The organism is Mesorhizobium sp. USDA 3734 (assembly GCF_056279665.1).
On record NZ_JBWCCW010000001.1, the window covers coordinates 837,182 to 853,307 of the forward strand.

Here is a 16,126-nt window from a genome sequence, read left to right on the forward strand (position 1 = left end):
CTGTCTTTGCAGTTGGAGCCAACATGACCGTACTCACACGCCGCAGGCTTTTGAAAACGGCTGCAATCGCCGGCGCGGGCGGGGTCGGTCTCACGGCCCTGGGTCGGCTTGGCGGCTGGGCTGCCGCCGAGCCTGAGCCAGTGGTGCTACAGACAGCAAAGATCCAGGCGAAGTTGATGGATCTCGGCCTGACCAGGGATGTGTTGACCTATGGCAACGCCGGAATGCCGCCCGTGCTCAGGATGAAAAAAGGCGAGCCCTTTGCCGCGCGTCTTGTCAATGCGATCGACGATCCGACGACGATCCACTGGCACGGCATTCGCGTTCCAAACAAGATGGACGGCGTGCCGTTCCTGGTCCAGCCCTACGTCTATACCGGCGATCATTTCGATTACGCCTTCACGCCGCCCGACGCCGGCACCTTCTGGTATCATCCGCATTGCAATACGCTGGAGCAGATGGGCCACGGCCTGACGGGCGTGATCGTGGTCGAGAACCCCGGCGATCCGGAATTCGATGCCGAAATTGTCATCAACCTGCGCGACTGGCGCCTCGGCGATGATGGCCAGTTCATCGATCAGTTCCGGCCGCGCGACGCCGCAAGAACCGGCACTTACGGCACGGTGCGTACCGCCAACTGGCTCGACCAGCCGCAATATGACGCGCCAGCCGGCGGGCTGGTCCGGCTGCGCGTCGCCATCACCGACGTTACACGGATCTATGCTTTCCGCGTCGACGGTGCGGAGGCGACGGTCATGGCGCTCGACGGCAATCCGGTGCCTGAGCGTTTTTCCCCCGATGCCTTGCTGCTTGGACCCGGTCAGCGCATGGAACTGGCCATCCGCATGCCCGACGACGAGGGCGCGATCGTCAGCCTGAGAGACGTCAGGGGCACGAAGCCAAAAATCCTGGCGACCCTGCGCGCGACTGGAAACTCCCTCAAGCGTGACATTCGCGATCTCGCTCCGCTGGAGGTCAATCCGGTGGCGGAAGTGGATCTCGCCAGCGCCCAGCATATTTCCCTGGCGCTCAGCGCCACGGCGGAAAATGTCCCGAGCGATGGCATCTGCGGTTCGCTTGGCTACAGTTTCTGGGCCATCAACAAAGTGCCGTGGCCCGGCGATACGCCGGATCCGACCGCGCCGCTGGCCGAATTGAAGCTCGGCAGGAGTTATGTCATCGACATGGAGAATCTGACGCCGCAATCCCATCCGATGCATCTGCACGGCATGAGCTTCAAGGTGCTGTCATCCTCGACGCGCCAGGATCAGCCTGTCATTTCCGACACCTATCTCATCGAGCCCAACGAGAAGGTTCAGCTTGGCTTCGTCGCCGACAATCCCGGCGACTGGCTGCTGCATTGCCACATCATCGAGCACCAGAAATCGGGCATGACGAGCTACGTCAGGGTCGTGTGAAGCCTCGTCCTGTCACCGAGGCCGCGCCAGTCTCCGTGTCGCTCCGTGACCGTCACTTGCGCAGTTGCGCCTCGATCTCGTCGAGCACCTTGTCCTTGCCGATGCCGGTGAGGAAGGCGAGGCCCTTGATCACCGGCTTGGTCACCGAAGCGGAGATGGGGGTGGTGGCGACGATGAAGTCGACATTGTCGGCCAGTCCCGGCACTTCGGTGGCCTTTGCCTGCTGGGCATTGAAGGTGAGGCCGCGTTTCTTCATTTCCTCGGTGACGGCGACGTTGACCGCGGTCGAGGTGGCGATGCCCGTGCCGCAGGCAAAGAGAACGGTTTTCTGTCTGGACATCTCTGCTTCTCCTTGTTCAGCCGAGTGCGGCTCGGACGTCTTCGAGGGTTCTGGCCGACCTCAAGCCGTCCAAGGCTTGCGGGTTCTGGATAATGGCCATGACGGCCTGCAGCGCCTCAATCTGCTTGTCCTTGTCATTGATGGCAAGGAGGAAGACGAAGCCGACCGGCAGCATCTCGTCGGGGTCTTCCATGTTGGCGAAGGTCACCGGTTGCTTCAGCGTGCCCATCGCGATGCCCGGCTTCAGCACATGCTCCGGATCGGTGTGCGGCACCGCGACATTGTCGGGGCGCTCCAGCGGCAGTCCTGTCGGGATGGTCAATTCGCGGCGCACGACCGCGTCGGCATAGGAGCTTTTGACATAGCCCAGCATCTCGAGCCGGTCCGCCAGGATGCGGATGATCTCCTCATTGGTCGACGCATCGGATCCGAGCACGATCGCCTCGGGGTCCAGAAGCTGCATGAGGCCGTCAGGCATTTTTTGCTCCGTCGATGAAATCGTGCGCCCTTGAAGGGCGCACGATCGGTTCAAACGCAAGGCTCTATCAGGTTCAGGCCGTCTCTTCGGCCGGCTCATCCTCGGCACCCGCGGCTCGTTCCCAGCCGAGCGGATTGCGGCGGTAGAGGACAAACAATGCCGCGATGACCACCGCGATCACGATGATGCCGATAAGCCCCATTCCCTGGATCGCCTCGATGATTACGTAAGGCACCCACAGGAAGCCGTCGACCACCGAGGTGATCTGCAGCGCATCCGCCGGCAGCTTGAAGCCCGATGCGACGGCAGCACTGGTGAACAGCGGCGCCAGCGCGTTGGCGACGTAGAAGCCGATGGCCAGCGTCACCGTGCCGATCACCACCATGCGGAACACATTGCCTTTGACCAGCGGCGCGGTCATGGCGACGATGAAGGGGATGACCGCAAGGTCGGCGAACAGGATCACGCGGTTGCCCGGCAGGATGATAGACAGGATGATCGCGATCGGCACCAGGATCAGCGACGACGAGATCGCGGCCGGATGGCCGATCAGGATCGCCGAATCGAGGCCAACGAGAAGCTCGCGGTCACCGGTGCGCTTGCGCACGAACGCCTGGGCTGCGTCGGAAACCGGGAGCAGGCCCTCCATCAGTATCTTGACCATGCGCGGCAGCAGCAGCATCACCGCGGCCAGCGTCATGCCGGTGCCCAGGACCTTTGCCAGCACCACGCTGAGATCACCCGCATTGTAGAAGGCGATCGCACCAAGGACGAGGCCGATGATCAGGCCCATCACGACAGGTTCGCCGAACACGCCGAACCTGCGCTCGATCGTATCGGTGTTGATGTTGATGCGGTTGATGCCGGGAATGCGGTCCATGATCCAGTTGAGCACAATGGCGATCGGCAGGATCTGCGCCGAGGCGAGGTGCGGCACGGAAATGCCGGGCACGCCGTAGAATTGCTGCACCGCGCGTGCCGACCAGTCGGCGAAGAGCAGTGACAGTGCGGCGACAAGTGCGGCGACCGCGATGCCATAGGCCAGATTGTCTGTCGCGGCGACGACCAGCGAGCCGACAAAGGCGAAATGCCAGAAATTCCAGACGTCGACATTGAGCGTGCGCGTCATGCGTGTCAGCAGCAGCACGATATTGACGAGGATGCCGACCGGAATGACCCACAGGCCGACCGAGGAGCCGAAGGCGATCGCCGCGGCTGAAGGCCAGCCGACATCGATGATGTCACGATGGATGCCGGTGTTGGTGACGATGGCCTTGGCAACGTCGCCGATCGACGTGAACATGAGGCCAAGCACGAGATTGATGCCGATGAAGGCGACGCCGATGGTGACGGCGGCGCGAAAAGCCTTGCTGACCTTGGCGCCCAGAACCACGGCGATGATAAAAATGACGATCGGTAGCAGGATCGTCGGGCCGAGCGTGTCGATGGCCCCTTTGAGGCCCGCGAGAACAGTATCCATTATTCCTCCCCTGGAGCCCCCGAGCCTTCGCTCGACGCCTCGCAATGATGCTCCATCCAGCCTTTGACGCCACCTTGGCGCAAAGACACTCCCCAGTCCGCCGCGAGGCGCATGCTCTCCGATCTGTCGGTGAACATTTGCCTTTGTTGGCGAACGAATGTTTTATTGTGGCTGTTCACGACAATGTCAATTGGCAACCCTTTGTGCCAATCGCCCAGGACGAACGCCCCTTGTTGGGGCGATTTCGCTGGAAAATGCTGGTCGCCAACGGTTTCGTTGGCAAATGGAGCCCGTTCCCTGCTATCCGACCACAAATCACGAAGCTGTGGACATTCCTGCATGACCAATGTCGCCCTGACCGGCCTTGCCCGCGATCTCGCCAGGCGTGCCGCCGAGGGCCGCCCTGTGCGCATCGGCGTCATCGGTTCGGGCGAAATGGGCACCGATCTTGTCACCCAAGGCATGCTGATGCCGGGCATTTCGGTCTGCGCCGTCTCGACACGCCGCCCGCACACCGCGCGCGATGCCATCCGCATCGCCTATGGCGATGAAGCCATGGCGGTCGAAGCCGACACCGCGTCGAAAGTCACCGGCGCCATCGAGAGCGGCAAGATCGCCATCACCTCCAACGAGATGCTGGTCACCAATCCGTTGATCGACGTCGTCATCGACGCCACCGGCAAGCCGGGTGTCGCCGCCGATTTCTGCCTGTCGGCGATGGAGCATGGCAAGCATCTGGTGATGATGAACGTCGAGGCCGACGTTACCATCGGCTGCTATCTCAAGCAGCAGGCCGACCGGCTTGGCGTCGTCTATTCCGTCGGTGCGGGCGACGAGCCGTCGAGCTGCATGGAACTGATCGAGTTTGCGTCGGCGCTTGGGCTGAGCATCGTCTCGGCCGGCAAAGGCAAGAACAATCCGCTCAACCACGATGCCGTGCCGGACGACTATCGCGATGAAGCGATCCGCCGCAACATGAACCCGCGCATGCTGGTCGAGTTCGTCGACGGCTCCAAGACCATGGTCGAGATGTGCGCCATCGCCAATGCCACCGGGCTGGTGCCGGATGTGCCCGGCATGCACGGTCCGAAGGCCGATCGCGACGATCTCGCCAAGGTGCTCATCCCGCGCGAGGATGGCGGTCTGTTGCTGAAGAAGGGCGTTGTCGACTACACGGTTGGCAAGGGCGTCGCGCCCGGCGTCTTCGTCATCGTCGAGGCGACGCATCCGCGCATCATCGAGCGCATGGACGATCTGCATATAGGCCACGGCCCCTATTACAGCCTGTTCCGGCCCTATCATCTAACCTCGCTGGAAGTGCCGCTGACAGCGGCCCGCATCGTGCTTTTCGGCAAGCCCGACATGGTGCCGCTGCCAAGGCCGGTCGCCGAAGTATGCGCCGTCGCCAAGCGGGACCTTGCCGCCGGCGAGACCTTCGATGCGATCGGCGAGACCTGCTACCGTTCCTGGACCATGACCGTCGGCGAAGCCCGTGCCCAGCGCGCCGTGCCGGTCGGCCTGCTCGAGGGCGGCAAGGTGCTGAAACCAGTCAGGAAAGGCGAATTGCTGACCGCCGACAATGCGTCGCCCGACCAGACGACGAGGCTGTTCGCCTTGCGCCGGCTGCAGGACGAGATGCTGTACGGGGCGTGAGACGATACGCTGGCGTTGCGATGACAAATGAATAGATTGTGGGGACAAATATCGCCAAGGGTCGATCACATGAACCTTCGGATCAGGGATCCGCGTGCGCGCGAACTTGCACTTCAGCTTGCAGCCAAACGAAAGATTTCCGTGACCAAAGCGGTCATTGAAGCGCTTGAATCCGAACTGGTCCGGGAAAAAGGCCGCGCGCCCTTGGCGGAGCGGCTGGCCGCCATTGCCGACGATCTCAGGACCAAAGCAGGCAAGGCTGGTCGGGTCGTGAGCAAGAATGAGATCGATGACATGTGGGGCATCCCGGATGCCGACACATAGGCGATCAGAGTGACGTCCGACTAGCGGCTCATTTGCCCAGTTCGATCGACCGCAACCGCGCAGCCTCCACCGCTTCGGTCAGTAGATTGGTCAGCCGGTCCTCGCCCATCAGCACCTCCAGCGCCGCCGCCGTCGTCCCCTTGGGGCTGGTCACCTGCTGGCGTAGCACGCCCGGCTCCTCGCCGCTTTCGGCGGCGAGCGAGGCTGCGCCGTAGACGGTCTGCATGGCGAGCAGCTTGGCGATCGCCGTCGGCAGACCGGCCTTCTCGGCAGCCACGGTCAGCGCCTCGATGAAATGAAAGATGTAGGCCGGCCCCGACCCCGACACGGCGGTCACCGCATCCATCAAACCCTCGTCGTCGATGGTGGCCACTTCGCCGCTCGCCGACAGCAGATCGGCGACGAAACGTTTGGTTTCGTTGGAGACGAGTGGGTTGGAAAACACCACCATCATGCCCTTGCCGATTGCTGCCGGCGTGTTGGGCATGCAGCGCACGATCGGTGCGTGGCCGCCCAGGATTTCCTCGAAGGTGGCGGCAGGCGTGCCGGCGGCGATGCTGACGAAGGTGGTGCGGCCATCGGCGAAGCGCTTGTAGGCGGCGGTGACGTCGCGGATCACCTGCGGCTTGACCGCGATGACGACGAGATCGGGCACGGCATCGGCTGGAATATCGCCGGCATCGGCCGATGTGCCGCAGCCCAACGCTGCGGCGCGATTGCGCAGATCGGCATTGGGCTCGACCACGAAAACCGCTGACGGCGCAAGCTTGCCGGATTTCAGCCAGCCCGAGAGCATGGCGTAACCCATATTGCCGCAGCCGGCGAGAACAAGCCTGATCGTCATCGAAAGCCCTCCGAAGGAAGGCCTTCACATAGACGCTGGCGCTTCCCTGGGGAAGCCCCCGTCAGGAGGAACGGGAAGATCGCGCGCCGCGATCGGGATCACGCACTGCCATCGGCCGCAGCGACACTTGCCTGAGGCCAAGCACGCCGAGCACGAAGAACAGCCAGACCGGGTCGCCGCGATGGAAGAAGAAGCTTTCGAGGAAAGCGTTCAGCGCCGTGAACAGCACCACCATCATGAAGAAATCGCCGAGAAAGATGTTTTCCCTGCGCAGCGGAATGCGCATGTAGTCGCGCAACGGCGCGATGAGGAAGGTGTAGACCGCCACGCACAGCGCCGGAATACCCATCAGCACGGCGATGTCGAGATAGCCGTCATGGCCGTGCACGATGGTTCGGATGTCCCACGGCCGGTCGAAGGGCTGGTCCTGGTTGAGCAAGAGCGGCGTGCCCCAGAAGCTTTCATAGCCGTAGCCGGTCCATGGCTTCTTCGCCAGCATGCTGCCGGCGAACTCCCACAGCGTCGTGCGGCCGGTATAGGTCATGTCGGGGAAATAGATCGCCGCCAGATGTTTTATCGGCGGCAGGAAGACGATGCCCAGCGTGCCGACCGCCGTGGTGATGATCGCCAGGGCAAACAGGATCGGCGTGCCGAGCCGCATGCCTATCAGGCTCGGGAACATCACGATCAGGATCGAGAACGGCACCAGGCCGGCTGTTGTCTTGGAGCCGGTGTGCAGCATGAAGATCATCGCTGCGAAGAAGATTCCGGCGCCCCAGTACCGCTGCCCGCGCCGGTAGAGGTACAGGCCTGCGAAGCTGAGGCAGGCCATGATCGGACCGGCGATGTTCTTGTGGGTGAACACGCCGCGCCACAGGCCGGCATGTTCGGGCTCCTGCGAGTCGGCGGTGTGCATCGCCTCGTGCGGAAAGACGATGAGGCCGAGATAGGAAAGGCCCATGACCACGACGGCGGTGAAGATGATGACTTTTGAGAAGGCCTCGGCGTCGCGCGGCAGCACCAGGATCGTCGCCATCGTCAGGATGCCGATCAGCGTGAAGGAGGCGGCACGCATGGCCGAGGGCGGGTCGGTTGCCAGCACCACCGACAGGAAAAAGAAGCCCAGCATCAGCATCCAGGACGGGCTGAGCAGCGAGCGCACGACGCGCGGATCGGCAAAGGCCATCAGCGAGAAGATCGATATGGCGCCGAGCGAACTGAAGCCAAGCTGGTTGACGATGTCGCCGCCTTGACCGGTGAGCTCGGCGCCGGCCGGCTGGAACGGCCGGAAGGACACCATGATGACGGTGAACAGCAGCGCGGCAATGGCGGTGGCCACGCCTTCGCGCGTGAACGCGGCGCCGAGCGGGGCGCGCTCAGTTTTTCTCAGGCTGGCGGTATTGCTCATTGGCATATCCGAATTCGGCCAGCACGCGGCCCAGCGCCACATGGACGGGATAGATGGCGATCGCCGGTGATCCGGTTCGCGCCAGCCGCATCAGGCCGCGAAACGGCGAGGCGGCAAGCAGCACCAGGCTCTTCAGCAACACCTTGGTGCCGGCGAGTGGGGTGCCCGCGCATTTCTTCTTTTCGACCAGTGTCGAGATCACGCCGTTGCGCAGGCTGCGGGCACGGATCCAGTCGGCTTCGACACGCCGGGCCGGAACGGTTTCTTGGACCTTGGCCTCCGCGCACCAACCCAGAACAAAGCCCTTCTGCGCCGACCGGCTGAGAAAGTCGGAATCGCCGCCGCCCATGAAGTTGAATTTCAGATCGAGAAAGGGCGGCCCCATGGCGATCAGCACGTTGCGCCCGACCAGAAGATTGCCGGACGAATAGAGCGCGGGCACGCGCCCTGTTTCCCGATAGGGAGGCGCGAACACCGGATGCTCGGCCCATCCCGCATGGGCGGGATCGGCAAACATGGGCACCTGCGGGCCGCCGACGATATCGGCACCGAGCGTCTCGGCTGCCGTGCACATCCGTTCCAGCCACTGCGGATCGGCGATCTCATCATCGTCGATGACCAGCAGATGCCTGAAGTTCGGGAATTGCAGGATCGCTGTCTGCCAGCCGGCATTGTAGGCGCTGCAATTGCCGCGCTCCTGCGCGATGATGACCAGACCTGACATCTCGCCGCGCTCGAACAGCGGCACTGCCGCCTTGGCGCCAGCCCGCGCCTCGGCTTCGTTTTCCATGACGATGACGGCAAAGCGCCTGCCGGTTTGCTGCGCACGTAACGACGCCAGCGTTTCCAGCACTTGCTCGGGCCGCTTGAAGGTCGGCAAGGTGACGACCGCCTCGACGGCCTCGACGTCAAGCCGCGGTGAGCGTCCAGCGATCGATACCGAACCGTCCGATGGCAAAGGGATCATCCGTGTCCAGCCGCATGGTGAGTTGGGTTCTGGTAGCACCCCGGTGATAAGGTTTCGTTAATCACCTTGCACGGAGAAGCCCGCCAGGCAGGGGCTTTCGGTCGTCGAATGTGCTCGCTTAATCAAGGGTTCACCGCACTTTGCTACCGGCTACACCACTGGATAGGTGAGATGCATCTGCTGTTCGCCACATCGATCGTGCCCGACGGCGCTCTCGCCTCGGGCTACGAGATTGCCAACGCCGCGATCATAGCTGCCTTGCGGCGCGCTGGCGCGCGCGTCACCGTCATCGGCTTCACCTGGCCGGGGAAACCCGCGGCCGATCCCGAAAACACCGTGGTGCTGGGTGCGATCGACGTGCGCACGGACAATGCATCGGCACGGCAAAAGCTGGCCTGGGTCGGCAAGGCGCTGCTTTCGGGCCTCACCTTTGCGTCGGTCAAGTTGCGCGCGGTGTCCGACGGCGATGTACTTGCTGCTGTCGAGCGCACCGGCCCGTTTGACGGCTACGTGTTGAATTCCGTGCAGTTCGCCGGTGCCTTCGAAAAGCTGTTCGCTGACCGGCCTTCGATCTTCGTTGCCCACAATGTCGAGCATCTTTCGGCGCGGGAGAATGCCGCTGCGGCCGGAAGCCTCTTCCAGCGCCTGCTGTTCCGCCGCGAGGCGAGGTTGCTCAAGACCGTGGAAGAACGTCTCTGTCGACGGGCGCGCTTCGTCTTCACGCTGGCCGAGGAAGACCGCGCCGCACTCGGTGTCGCCTCGGACGACCGCTCGGCGGTGCTGCCTTTGGTGACCGGCGCAGCGGCGCCAACCCGGAAAAGCCCGCGCCGCATCGACTGCGACGCCGCCCTGATCGGCACCTGGACCTGGCAGCCGAACCGCATCGGCCTCGACTGGTTCCTGGGCAAGGTCGTACCGCATCTACGCTCCGGTTTTCGCATCCGCGTCGCCGGCAGTATGCCTTCCGGTGTTACGTCGAAGCATCCCGGTGTCGAATTTGTCGGCCGCGTGCCCGACGCGCAGGCCTTCGTACGCGGCGCCGCCGTCATCCCGCTGATCAGCACCGCCGGCAGCGGCGTCCAGCTGAAGACCATCGAAACCTTCGAACTCGGCCTGCCGTCCGTCGCCACCAGTCGGTCGCTGCGCGGCATCGAGCATCGCCCGGCGAATTGTGTCGTCACCGACGATCCCGCTGCCTTCGCCAGGGCTCTGGAGGCCGCGGCGGCCGACATCCGCGACGTCGACGGCAGCGCATTCCGGCGTTCGCAGGTCAAGGCGCTCGACGCCGCCATCCGGCTAGGCCTCGAAAAGCTCGGGCCTGTCAGGCAGGAGGCGTTTGCATGAATATGCACTCCACCCGTGCCGCCTCGGGGCGCGACACCTTGAGAACGATCCTCGGCATCCCGGTGCTCGCGATCCGTTGGGATGAGGCCATGGCCCTGCTGACGCGATTGACCAAAGAGCGTCGTTTTACCAAGGTCACCTTCCTCAACGCCCATAATGCCAATATGGCCTGCACGGATCCGGTCTTCGCCAAGGCGCTGGATGACTTTCTCATCCTGCCCGATGGCGTTGGTGTCGATCTCGCGGCGAAAGTCCTCTACGGCGCGCCTTTCCCGGACAATCTCAATGGTACCGATTTCGTGCCGGCCTTCCTGCAGGCCTCGACCCAGCCGCTGACTGTGGCTCTGCTCGGGGCCACCCGCGTCAATGCCGAAGCGGCATCAAAGAAACTGGCGGCGATTGCCGTCCAACATAGTTTCGTAGTCATCCATGATGGCTTTTTCTCCGCTTCGCAGGAGCCGGAGATCGTCGAACGGATTGCAACCCTGCGGCCGGACGTGCTGCTCGTCGCCATGGGCGTGCCGCGACAGGAATTGTGGATCGCGCGCCATATCGACGCGCGCCACTGCACGCTGCCGATCGCCGTCGGCGCGTTGCTTGACTTCCTGAGCGGCTCGGTGCCCCGGGCACCCTTATGGATGCGCCGGTTGCGGCTCGAATGGCTGTTTCGGTTGGCGGTCGAACCGGGCCGCCTGTGGCGCCGCTATGTGGTCGGCAATCCTCTGTTCCTGTTGCGCGTCGTCAGGCAGAAATTCTCGGGTACACCAGAAGCAGCGAGGGACAGCCAGTGAACAGCAGGTTCGTTCCAGGCGCCGCTGTCGAACCGAGCCCGCTTCGGCGGACACCGACGGCGGCAATAGTGACGGCAAGCTACGCGCCTGATTTCGAGCGCTGCCGCCTGCTGTGCGAGACAGTTGATCGCCACGTTTCCGGCGCGGCGCACCACTATATCCTGGTCGAACATCGCGATATCGAGCTTTTCCGACAGTTGGAGACCGGCCATCGGAGCGTCATCGATGAGCGTGATCTGTTGCCGCGTTGGCTGCACGCCTTCGACGATCCGCTCAGCCTGTTTCGCCGGCGCGTCTGGCTCAGCCTGAAGACCCAGCCGCTGCGTGGCTGGCACGTGCAGCAGCTGCGCCGCATCGCCATATCAGCACAAGCATCCGAAGATGTGCTGATCTTCTGTGATTCCGATGTCGCCTTTCTCAAACCTTTCGACTGTGGCGCTTTCTGTCATGACGGCAAGGCGCGGCTGTTCCGTCGGGACGGCGTGCTGGCGAACGAAGGCCATGAAGAGCATCGCATCTGGTCGCGCAACGCGGGGGCGGCGCTCGGCATCGAGCCCTCCCGGACATCGACCCACGACTATATCTCGACGCTGATCGCCTGGCGGCGCGACACCGTGCTGGCGATGTGCGGCGAGATCGAAAGGGTCCATGGCCGCAACTGGGTCGAGGTCGTCGGCTCGGCGCGCAAATTCTCCGAATGCATGATCTACGGCCGCTACGTCGACGATCTGCTGCAGGGCGCCGGCCACTTCCACGGCTCGGAGGAGTTCTGCCGTGTGCACTGGACCGGCGAGGCGCTGTCGGATGACGAGTTCCGCCGCTTCGTTGCCGCCATGGCGCCGGAGCAGGTGGCGATCGGCATGCAGTCCTTCATCGGCACCGATATCGGCCGCATCCGCCGTCTGATTGGGTTGGATTAGACGGGTTTGGCCGGCTTGCGCATCGCCGAATAGGTGAGCAGCGTCGAGGCGAGATACAAAAGCAGGAAGACGACATTGAGCGACAGCACCAGGTTCGGCGTGTCGAGGATGGTCGTCAGCACATAGGTCAAAAGCAGCGCCTTCAGCCCGGCGAGCAGGCCGAGATTGAGCGCCCTCACCAGCGTCTGGCCGCGTGCGAACAAAAGCTCGGCCTGGTATTCGACCAGATTGCGCAGTCCCGGCACGCAGATCGCCAGCACGACCAGCGGGGCGGCCTCGGCGACATTCTTGCCGAGCGCATTGGGGAAGAAATGCAGCACGATGCCAAGCGTCAGCAGCGCCAGCGTCGAGACCGCGAACACGCCGCCTTCGATGCCGCTCTTGACCGCCAGCCGCGACAGCAATTCCGGCGCGCGCATCATGCGCTGCACCAGCATCATCGAGAAGGTACGGATCGGAATGGCCGTCAGGTCGACCAGCCGCATGATGATGGCGTAGATACCGGCCAGATGCGGGCCGCCGATCGCCAGCACCAGCAGCTTGTCGAACTCCATCTGCAGGTAGAACAGCACTTCGGCGCCAGCCACATAGATCGAATCGGCCAATCGCCTGAGATAAAGCTCGGTGCGCAGCCGCAGCCGCTGGCGCGGGTAGAAGAAGCTGAAGGCGATCAGCAACGAGGCGGCGTTGGCGCCGATATAGAACCACGACCATACCCAGACGCTGTGTTGCGCGGAGATCATGAACAGCACCGCGCCGAGCGCCCGCAGCGCTGTCGCCAGGATAGCCAGCAGCGCGGCGCGGCCGAACTTGCCCAGACCGTTGTTGACGATCAGCGCCACCTCCACCGGCCGCCACAACAGCGCTTCGGCAAAGACGATTGCCGCAAACACCGACAGCGGCACGGTGTCGGCGAAGAAAATCAGATAGACGCCGAACGAAGCCGCGGCCAGCAGCGGCAGCGACAGCACGCCGAGCACCAGGAAGCCGGCGGTGAAGGTGCCGATCAGATTGGGGCGGATGGTGGCGGTGCGGTAGAGTGCCGAGATGAAACCGAAGGCGAGGATACGCGACAGCATGACGCCGGCCGCCGATGCGGTGGCGAACATGCCGAACTCGGAAATGGACAGCGTGTTGGCCAGCGCGATGAAATAGGCGAGTGAAAACACCAGTCGCCCACCGGCGCCGCTGATCGCCGAGAAATAGTCGCGAAGCAGCCCCCGTCGTTCGGCCAAAAAGGTGCCGATCCGGGCGAGGGGCCGCCTTTGCGGTATGTCACTGGCCTGCGTCATGTCTCATCGAGAGCCTAGGCCGGAAAACTTAACGTGCGGTTCTGGGGGCCTAAGGTTGTGTCGAAAATAGATGCAACCGAAGAGAGAAACCGCAGGCTCGGCGTGGGAAAATTAACCTTTTGTTTTCCATGCCTGTTTAGCGTGGCTTAACGAATGGCCAATCGCCGTTCGCAGGTCGCCAAGGGTAAAGTTCCAGACGATGGTCGACAGGGAAAACCGCGAAGACTGGAAGCGCGAGCGCTCGTTGCTGGCGCTTGGCCAGGCTGTGCGCGGCGACGACGAACCCGACGCGTCCCTGGTCTCGATCGGGGATCGGGCAGACCCGTCATGGCGCGAGGATGCGGCCACCCGCCATCGCCTCGCCCGTTCACGGCGCGAAACGCGGACGAACCCGAAGCTGTCGGATTCGGTCGCGACAGACGGCTATCAGGCTGGCTACGAGCCAGCCTCGTCGGCGACCCATGCGCAAACCACGCCACGGACACAGTCTGTTGCTGCTGAAACCGCAGGCGCCTCCGATCGGGCCTCCGAACGTTACCATTCAGGCGCCGCACCGGCTTCCCACAATGACGGCGCCGACAGCCAGCAATGGAAGCCGCTGATCGATCCGATGCAGGTCGTGCGTGGTGTTGGCAAGTCGAAGCTGCTGATCGTGACGACGACGATACTGGGTGCCGCGCTCGGCATTGCCATCGCGCTGTCGACGCCGAAGAAATACGAAGCCACCACCGAACTGATCGTCGATCCGCGCGACCTGAAGCTCACCGACCGTGACCTCACCCAGTCGGTCGTTGCTTCGGACGCGACGCTGGCCATCGTCGAAAACCAGGTCCGGGTGCTGACGTCAGGCACTGTTCTCAACAAGGTCGTCGACAAGCTCAATCTCGTCAACGACCCGGAATTCAATGGGCAAGGCAGCGGCGGCCTCAGCGTCATGTCGCTCATCCGCTCCATCCTGTCTCGCAATGACGGGCCGGGGGGTGTCGACGACACCCGCCGCCGTGCGCTTGCCGTCGGCAATCTGGCTGAGAGCCTTTCGGTCGAGCGCGGCGGCAAGACCTTCGTCATCACCGTCAGCGCCACCACGCAAAATGGCGAGAAATCGGCCCTCATCGCCAACACGATGACGGATGTCTTCCTGCAGACCTTCGGCCAGATCCAGTCGGACACCGCCGGCCGCGCCACCGACGAACTGACGGCCAGGCTGGACGAGCTGCGCAAGGGCGTCGAGGCGGCTGAGCGCAAGGTCGAGGATTTCAGGGCCACGCATGACCTTGTCGATGCGCAGGGTCACCTCATCAGCGATGATGAGATGCTGAAACTCAACGAGCAGCTGTCGGTTGCCCGCGCCCGCACCCTGGAACTCAACGCCCGGGCGGCCTCGGCGCGTTCGGTCGACGTCAATTCGGTTCTCACTGGCACCTTGCCGGAGGAGATCAACTCCAACACGATGAGCGACCTGCGTTCGCAATATGCGTCGCTGAAGCAGGAAGCCGACCGCGCCGCCATCCGGTTCGGCCCGCGTCACCCCGAACTCCAGGCGCTCAATGCCCAGATTGCCGGCGCACGCGACCGCATCGCCGCGGAGTTGCGCCGCATCGGCTCATCGCTGCAGGTCGACCTCAAGCGTGCCGTCCAGCTCGAACAGGATCTCGCTTCTCGTCTGGCTCAGCTCAAGGTCCGCAGCGGCGACGTCAACAGCGATCTGGTGTCGATGCGCGAACTGGAGCGCGAGGCTACCGCCAAGCGTTCCGTCTACGAACAGTACCTGCTGCGTGCCAAGGAGACCGGTGAGCAGAAGGACATCAACACCGCCAACATCAATGTGATCTCGAAGGCCTTCGCGCCACTCGAGCCGAACGGGCCGTCGCGGGTCGTGGTGGCGCTTGCCGGCCTGTTGCTGGGCTTTGCCTCCGGGATTGGGCTGGGCGCCATGCGCGGCGCCTATGAGAGCCTGCGCGACACAGCCAATTCGCGATCGCGCCGCGACCGCAGCATGGATGAACGCCGGACGCCCTACGAAGACAAGCCATATCGGGCAGCACCCCCGGCGCCGCCACAACCACCAGTACTGCAGCCATCGACACCCCCGCCTGCACCGCTACCACCTGCGCCGCCACCGCCGGCAGCACCACCGCCTGTCCAGCAGGCTGAGGTCGCGTCGGCCGAAGGTTCCGGCCGGATCGGTGCCTTGCTGTCGAGGCTGCACAAGTCCGTGTCGCGCACGCCGTCCCCGGCGGAGCCGTTCGATACCGAGTGGGTCTCTGCTGAAAACGGGAAGCCAACGCAGGATCCGGCGTACCCCGCCTATCCCCAGTCGGCGCCGGCCTTTGCGTCTCGACAGCCGCTTGCGGCAGCCTATCCGCCGCCGCCTTTCCAGCCGGACGCCCAGGCCCCCTATGCGCAGCAGATGGCGCAGCCGCCATTGCCTCCACACATGGTGCCGCAGCGACCATATTCGGGCCCGCAGCTCTATCCCTATGCGCAGCCATTGGCCTACACGCAGCAGCCCGGCCATCCCCATCCGCAGTCCATGCCCGCCCCCAATGCCGGACAGCAGGCCTATCCGCCTCAGCCTGCTTCTGAATCCTATCCGCAGCCGCGCATTCCGCCGCAGCAGGCGCCTCAGCGATCGGTGAACCCGCCGCAGGACGTTGAGCAGCAGGCGCCAATCGAGGAAATCCGCGCCAGCCTGCGCGAATTCCGTGAAGCGGTCCGCGAACTCACTGAGAGCCGCGCGCGCCGCCGGTATTTCTGAGCCACAAAATTCTTCGCGGTGCCGTACAAAAACATGCCGGTTTCGCGTAAACGGCATGGGAAGGCGCTTTGGCGGGATTGCGTGTTGGAATTTTCGTGAAAATGCCACG

Annotated in this window: 14 protein-coding genes; 7 read left to right on the forward strand and 7 right to left on the reverse strand. The window is 63.6% G+C overall.

What is annotated here, in order from left to right; all coding sequences use genetic code 11:
- The first annotated feature begins 23 nt into the window (after positions 1-23).
- Entirely contained in the window at positions 24-1,418 is a 1,395-nt protein-coding gene (locus ACZ89F_RS04100; protein WP_476090516.1) for a multicopper oxidase family protein, read from the forward strand.
- A gap of 52 nt (positions 1,419-1,470) precedes the next feature.
- On the opposite strand, the gene ACZ89F_RS04105 is transcribed toward ACZ89F_RS04100, so the two are convergent.
- The 3 genes from ACZ89F_RS04105 to ACZ89F_RS04115 all read right to left on the reverse strand — a co-directional run bounded on the left by ACZ89F_RS04105 (position 1,471) and on the right by ACZ89F_RS04115 (position 3,716).
- Positions 1,471-1,758 (reverse strand): PTS sugar transporter subunit IIB, encoded by a 288-nt coding sequence (locus ACZ89F_RS04105; protein ID WP_476090517.1) that lies wholly within the window; start codon positions 1,756-1,758, stop codon positions 1,471-1,473.
- 16 nt (positions 1,759-1,774) lie between these two features.
- On the reverse strand, positions 1,775-2,236 hold the full coding sequence (locus tag ACZ89F_RS04110; protein WP_476090518.1) for a PTS sugar transporter subunit IIA: 462 nt from the start codon (positions 2,234-2,236) through the stop codon (positions 1,775-1,777).
- A 73-nt stretch (positions 2,237-2,309) separates the two neighbouring features.
- Positions 2,310-3,716: a PTS galactitol transporter subunit IIC gene (locus ACZ89F_RS04115; RefSeq protein WP_476090519.1), complete on the reverse strand. Its 1,407-nt coding sequence runs from the start codon at positions 3,714-3,716 to the stop codon at positions 2,310-2,312.
- Between the two features lie 339 nt (positions 3,717-4,055).
- Between ACZ89F_RS04115 and ACZ89F_RS04120 the strand changes: the two genes are divergently transcribed.
- Complete coding sequence (locus ACZ89F_RS04120) at positions 4,056-5,369, forward strand: NAD(P)H-dependent oxidoreductase (protein ID WP_476090520.1); 1,314 nt, start codon at positions 4,056-4,058, stop codon at positions 5,367-5,369.
- 69 nt (positions 5,370-5,438) lie between these two features.
- Positions 5,439-5,693: a type II toxin-antitoxin system VapB family antitoxin gene (locus ACZ89F_RS04125; protein ID WP_476090521.1), complete on the forward strand. Its 255-nt coding sequence runs from the start codon at positions 5,439-5,441 to the stop codon at positions 5,691-5,693.
- Positions 5,694-5,721: 28 nt separating this feature from the next.
- On the opposite strand, the gene proC is transcribed toward ACZ89F_RS04125, so the two are convergent.
- The 3 genes from proC to ACZ89F_RS04140 form a co-directional block, all read right to left on the reverse strand.
- Positions 5,722-6,537 carry a pyrroline-5-carboxylate reductase gene (gene proC, locus ACZ89F_RS04130; protein WP_476090522.1) on the reverse strand — a complete coding sequence of 272 codons (816 nt, stop codon included), beginning with the start codon at positions 6,535-6,537 and terminating at the stop codon, positions 5,722-5,724.
- Between the two features lie 61 nt (positions 6,538-6,598).
- Positions 6,599-7,945: an O-antigen ligase family protein gene (locus tag ACZ89F_RS04135; RefSeq protein ID WP_476090523.1), complete on the reverse strand. Its 1,347-nt coding sequence runs from the start codon at positions 7,943-7,945 to the stop codon at positions 6,599-6,601.
- Complete coding sequence (locus ACZ89F_RS04140; RefSeq protein WP_476090524.1) at positions 7,914-8,912, reverse strand: glycosyltransferase family 2 protein; 999 nt, start codon at positions 8,910-8,912, stop codon at positions 7,914-7,916. Before ACZ89F_RS04140 ends, ACZ89F_RS04135 begins: the two co-directional genes overlap by 32 nt.
- A gap of 171 nt (positions 8,913-9,083) precedes the next feature.
- Here ACZ89F_RS04140 and ACZ89F_RS04145 point away from each other — a divergent pair, with 171 nt between their 5' ends.
- From ACZ89F_RS04145 to ACZ89F_RS04155, 3 genes are read left to right on the forward strand one after another with little or no spacing between them, the layout of a single operon-like run.
- Positions 9,084-10,256, forward strand: coding sequence for a glycosyltransferase family 4 protein (locus ACZ89F_RS04145; RefSeq protein WP_476090525.1), 1,173 nt, complete (start codon positions 9,084-9,086; stop codon positions 10,254-10,256).
- On the forward strand, positions 10,253-11,047 hold the full coding sequence (locus tag ACZ89F_RS04150; protein WP_476090526.1) for a WecB/TagA/CpsF family glycosyltransferase: 795 nt from the start codon (positions 10,253-10,255) through the stop codon (positions 11,045-11,047). The genes ACZ89F_RS04145 and ACZ89F_RS04150 overlap by 4 nt, the downstream gene beginning before the upstream one ends.
- On the forward strand, positions 11,044-11,967 hold the full coding sequence (locus ACZ89F_RS04155; RefSeq protein WP_476090527.1) for a DUF6492 family protein: 924 nt from the start codon (positions 11,044-11,046) through the stop codon (positions 11,965-11,967). Before ACZ89F_RS04150 ends, ACZ89F_RS04155 begins: the two co-directional genes overlap by 4 nt.
- Here the strand turns inward: ACZ89F_RS04155 and ACZ89F_RS04160 are convergent.
- On the reverse strand, positions 11,964-13,259 hold the full coding sequence (locus ACZ89F_RS04160; protein WP_476090528.1) for a lipopolysaccharide biosynthesis protein: 1,296 nt from the start codon (positions 13,257-13,259) through the stop codon (positions 11,964-11,966). The genes ACZ89F_RS04155 and ACZ89F_RS04160 overlap by 4 nt on opposite strands.
- A gap of 199 nt (positions 13,260-13,458) precedes the next feature.
- Between ACZ89F_RS04160 and ACZ89F_RS04165 the strand changes: the two genes are divergently transcribed.
- Positions 13,459-16,017, forward strand: a complete 2,559-nt coding sequence (locus ACZ89F_RS04165; RefSeq protein ID WP_476090529.1) for a GumC family protein — start codon at positions 13,459-13,461, stop codon at positions 16,015-16,017.
- Positions 16,018-16,126: the final 109 nt, after the last annotated feature.

What these genes read in the sequence shown, in the direction of transcription:
- ACZ89F_RS04160 (WP_476090528.1), bottom strand. Translation starts at nt 13,259, where the DNA reads ATGACGCAGGCCAGTGACATACCGCAAAGGCGGCCCCTCGCCCGGATC.
- ACZ89F_RS04100 (WP_476090516.1), top strand. Translation starts at nt 24, where the DNA reads ATGACCGTACTCACACGCCGCAGGCTTTTGAAAACGGCTGCAATCGCC.
- ACZ89F_RS04115 (WP_476090519.1), bottom strand. Translation starts at nt 3,716, where the DNA reads ATGGATACTGTTCTCGCGGGCCTCAAAGGGGCCATCGACACGCTCGGC.
- ACZ89F_RS04150 (WP_476090526.1), top strand. Translation starts at nt 10,253, where the DNA reads ATGAATATGCACTCCACCCGTGCCGCCTCGGGGCGCGACACCTTGAGA.
- ACZ89F_RS04145 (WP_476090525.1), top strand. Translation starts at nt 9,084, where the DNA reads ATGCATCTGCTGTTCGCCACATCGATCGTGCCCGACGGCGCTCTCGCC.
- ACZ89F_RS04135 (WP_476090523.1), bottom strand. Translation starts at nt 7,945, where the DNA reads ATGAGCAATACCGCCAGCCTGAGAAAAACTGAGCGCGCCCCGCTCGGC.
- ACZ89F_RS04105 (WP_476090517.1), bottom strand. Translation starts at nt 1,758, where the DNA reads ATGTCCAGACAGAAAACCGTTCTCTTTGCCTGCGGCACGGGCATCGCC.
- ACZ89F_RS04125 (WP_476090521.1), top strand. Translation starts at nt 5,439, where the DNA reads ATGAACCTTCGGATCAGGGATCCGCGTGCGCGCGAACTTGCACTTCAG.
- ACZ89F_RS04165 (WP_476090529.1), top strand. Translation starts at nt 13,459, where the DNA reads ATGGTCGACAGGGAAAACCGCGAAGACTGGAAGCGCGAGCGCTCGTTG.
- ACZ89F_RS04110 (WP_476090518.1), bottom strand. Translation starts at nt 2,236, where the DNA reads ATGCCTGACGGCCTCATGCAGCTTCTGGACCCCGAGGCGATCGTGCTC.
- ACZ89F_RS04120 (WP_476090520.1), top strand. Translation starts at nt 4,056, where the DNA reads ATGACCAATGTCGCCCTGACCGGCCTTGCCCGCGATCTCGCCAGGCGT.
- proC (WP_476090522.1), bottom strand. Translation starts at nt 6,537, where the DNA reads ATGACGATCAGGCTTGTTCTCGCCGGCTGCGGCAATATGGGTTACGCC.
- ACZ89F_RS04140 (WP_476090524.1), bottom strand. Translation starts at nt 8,912, where the DNA reads ATGATCCCTTTGCCATCGGACGGTTCGGTATCGATCGCTGGACGCTCA.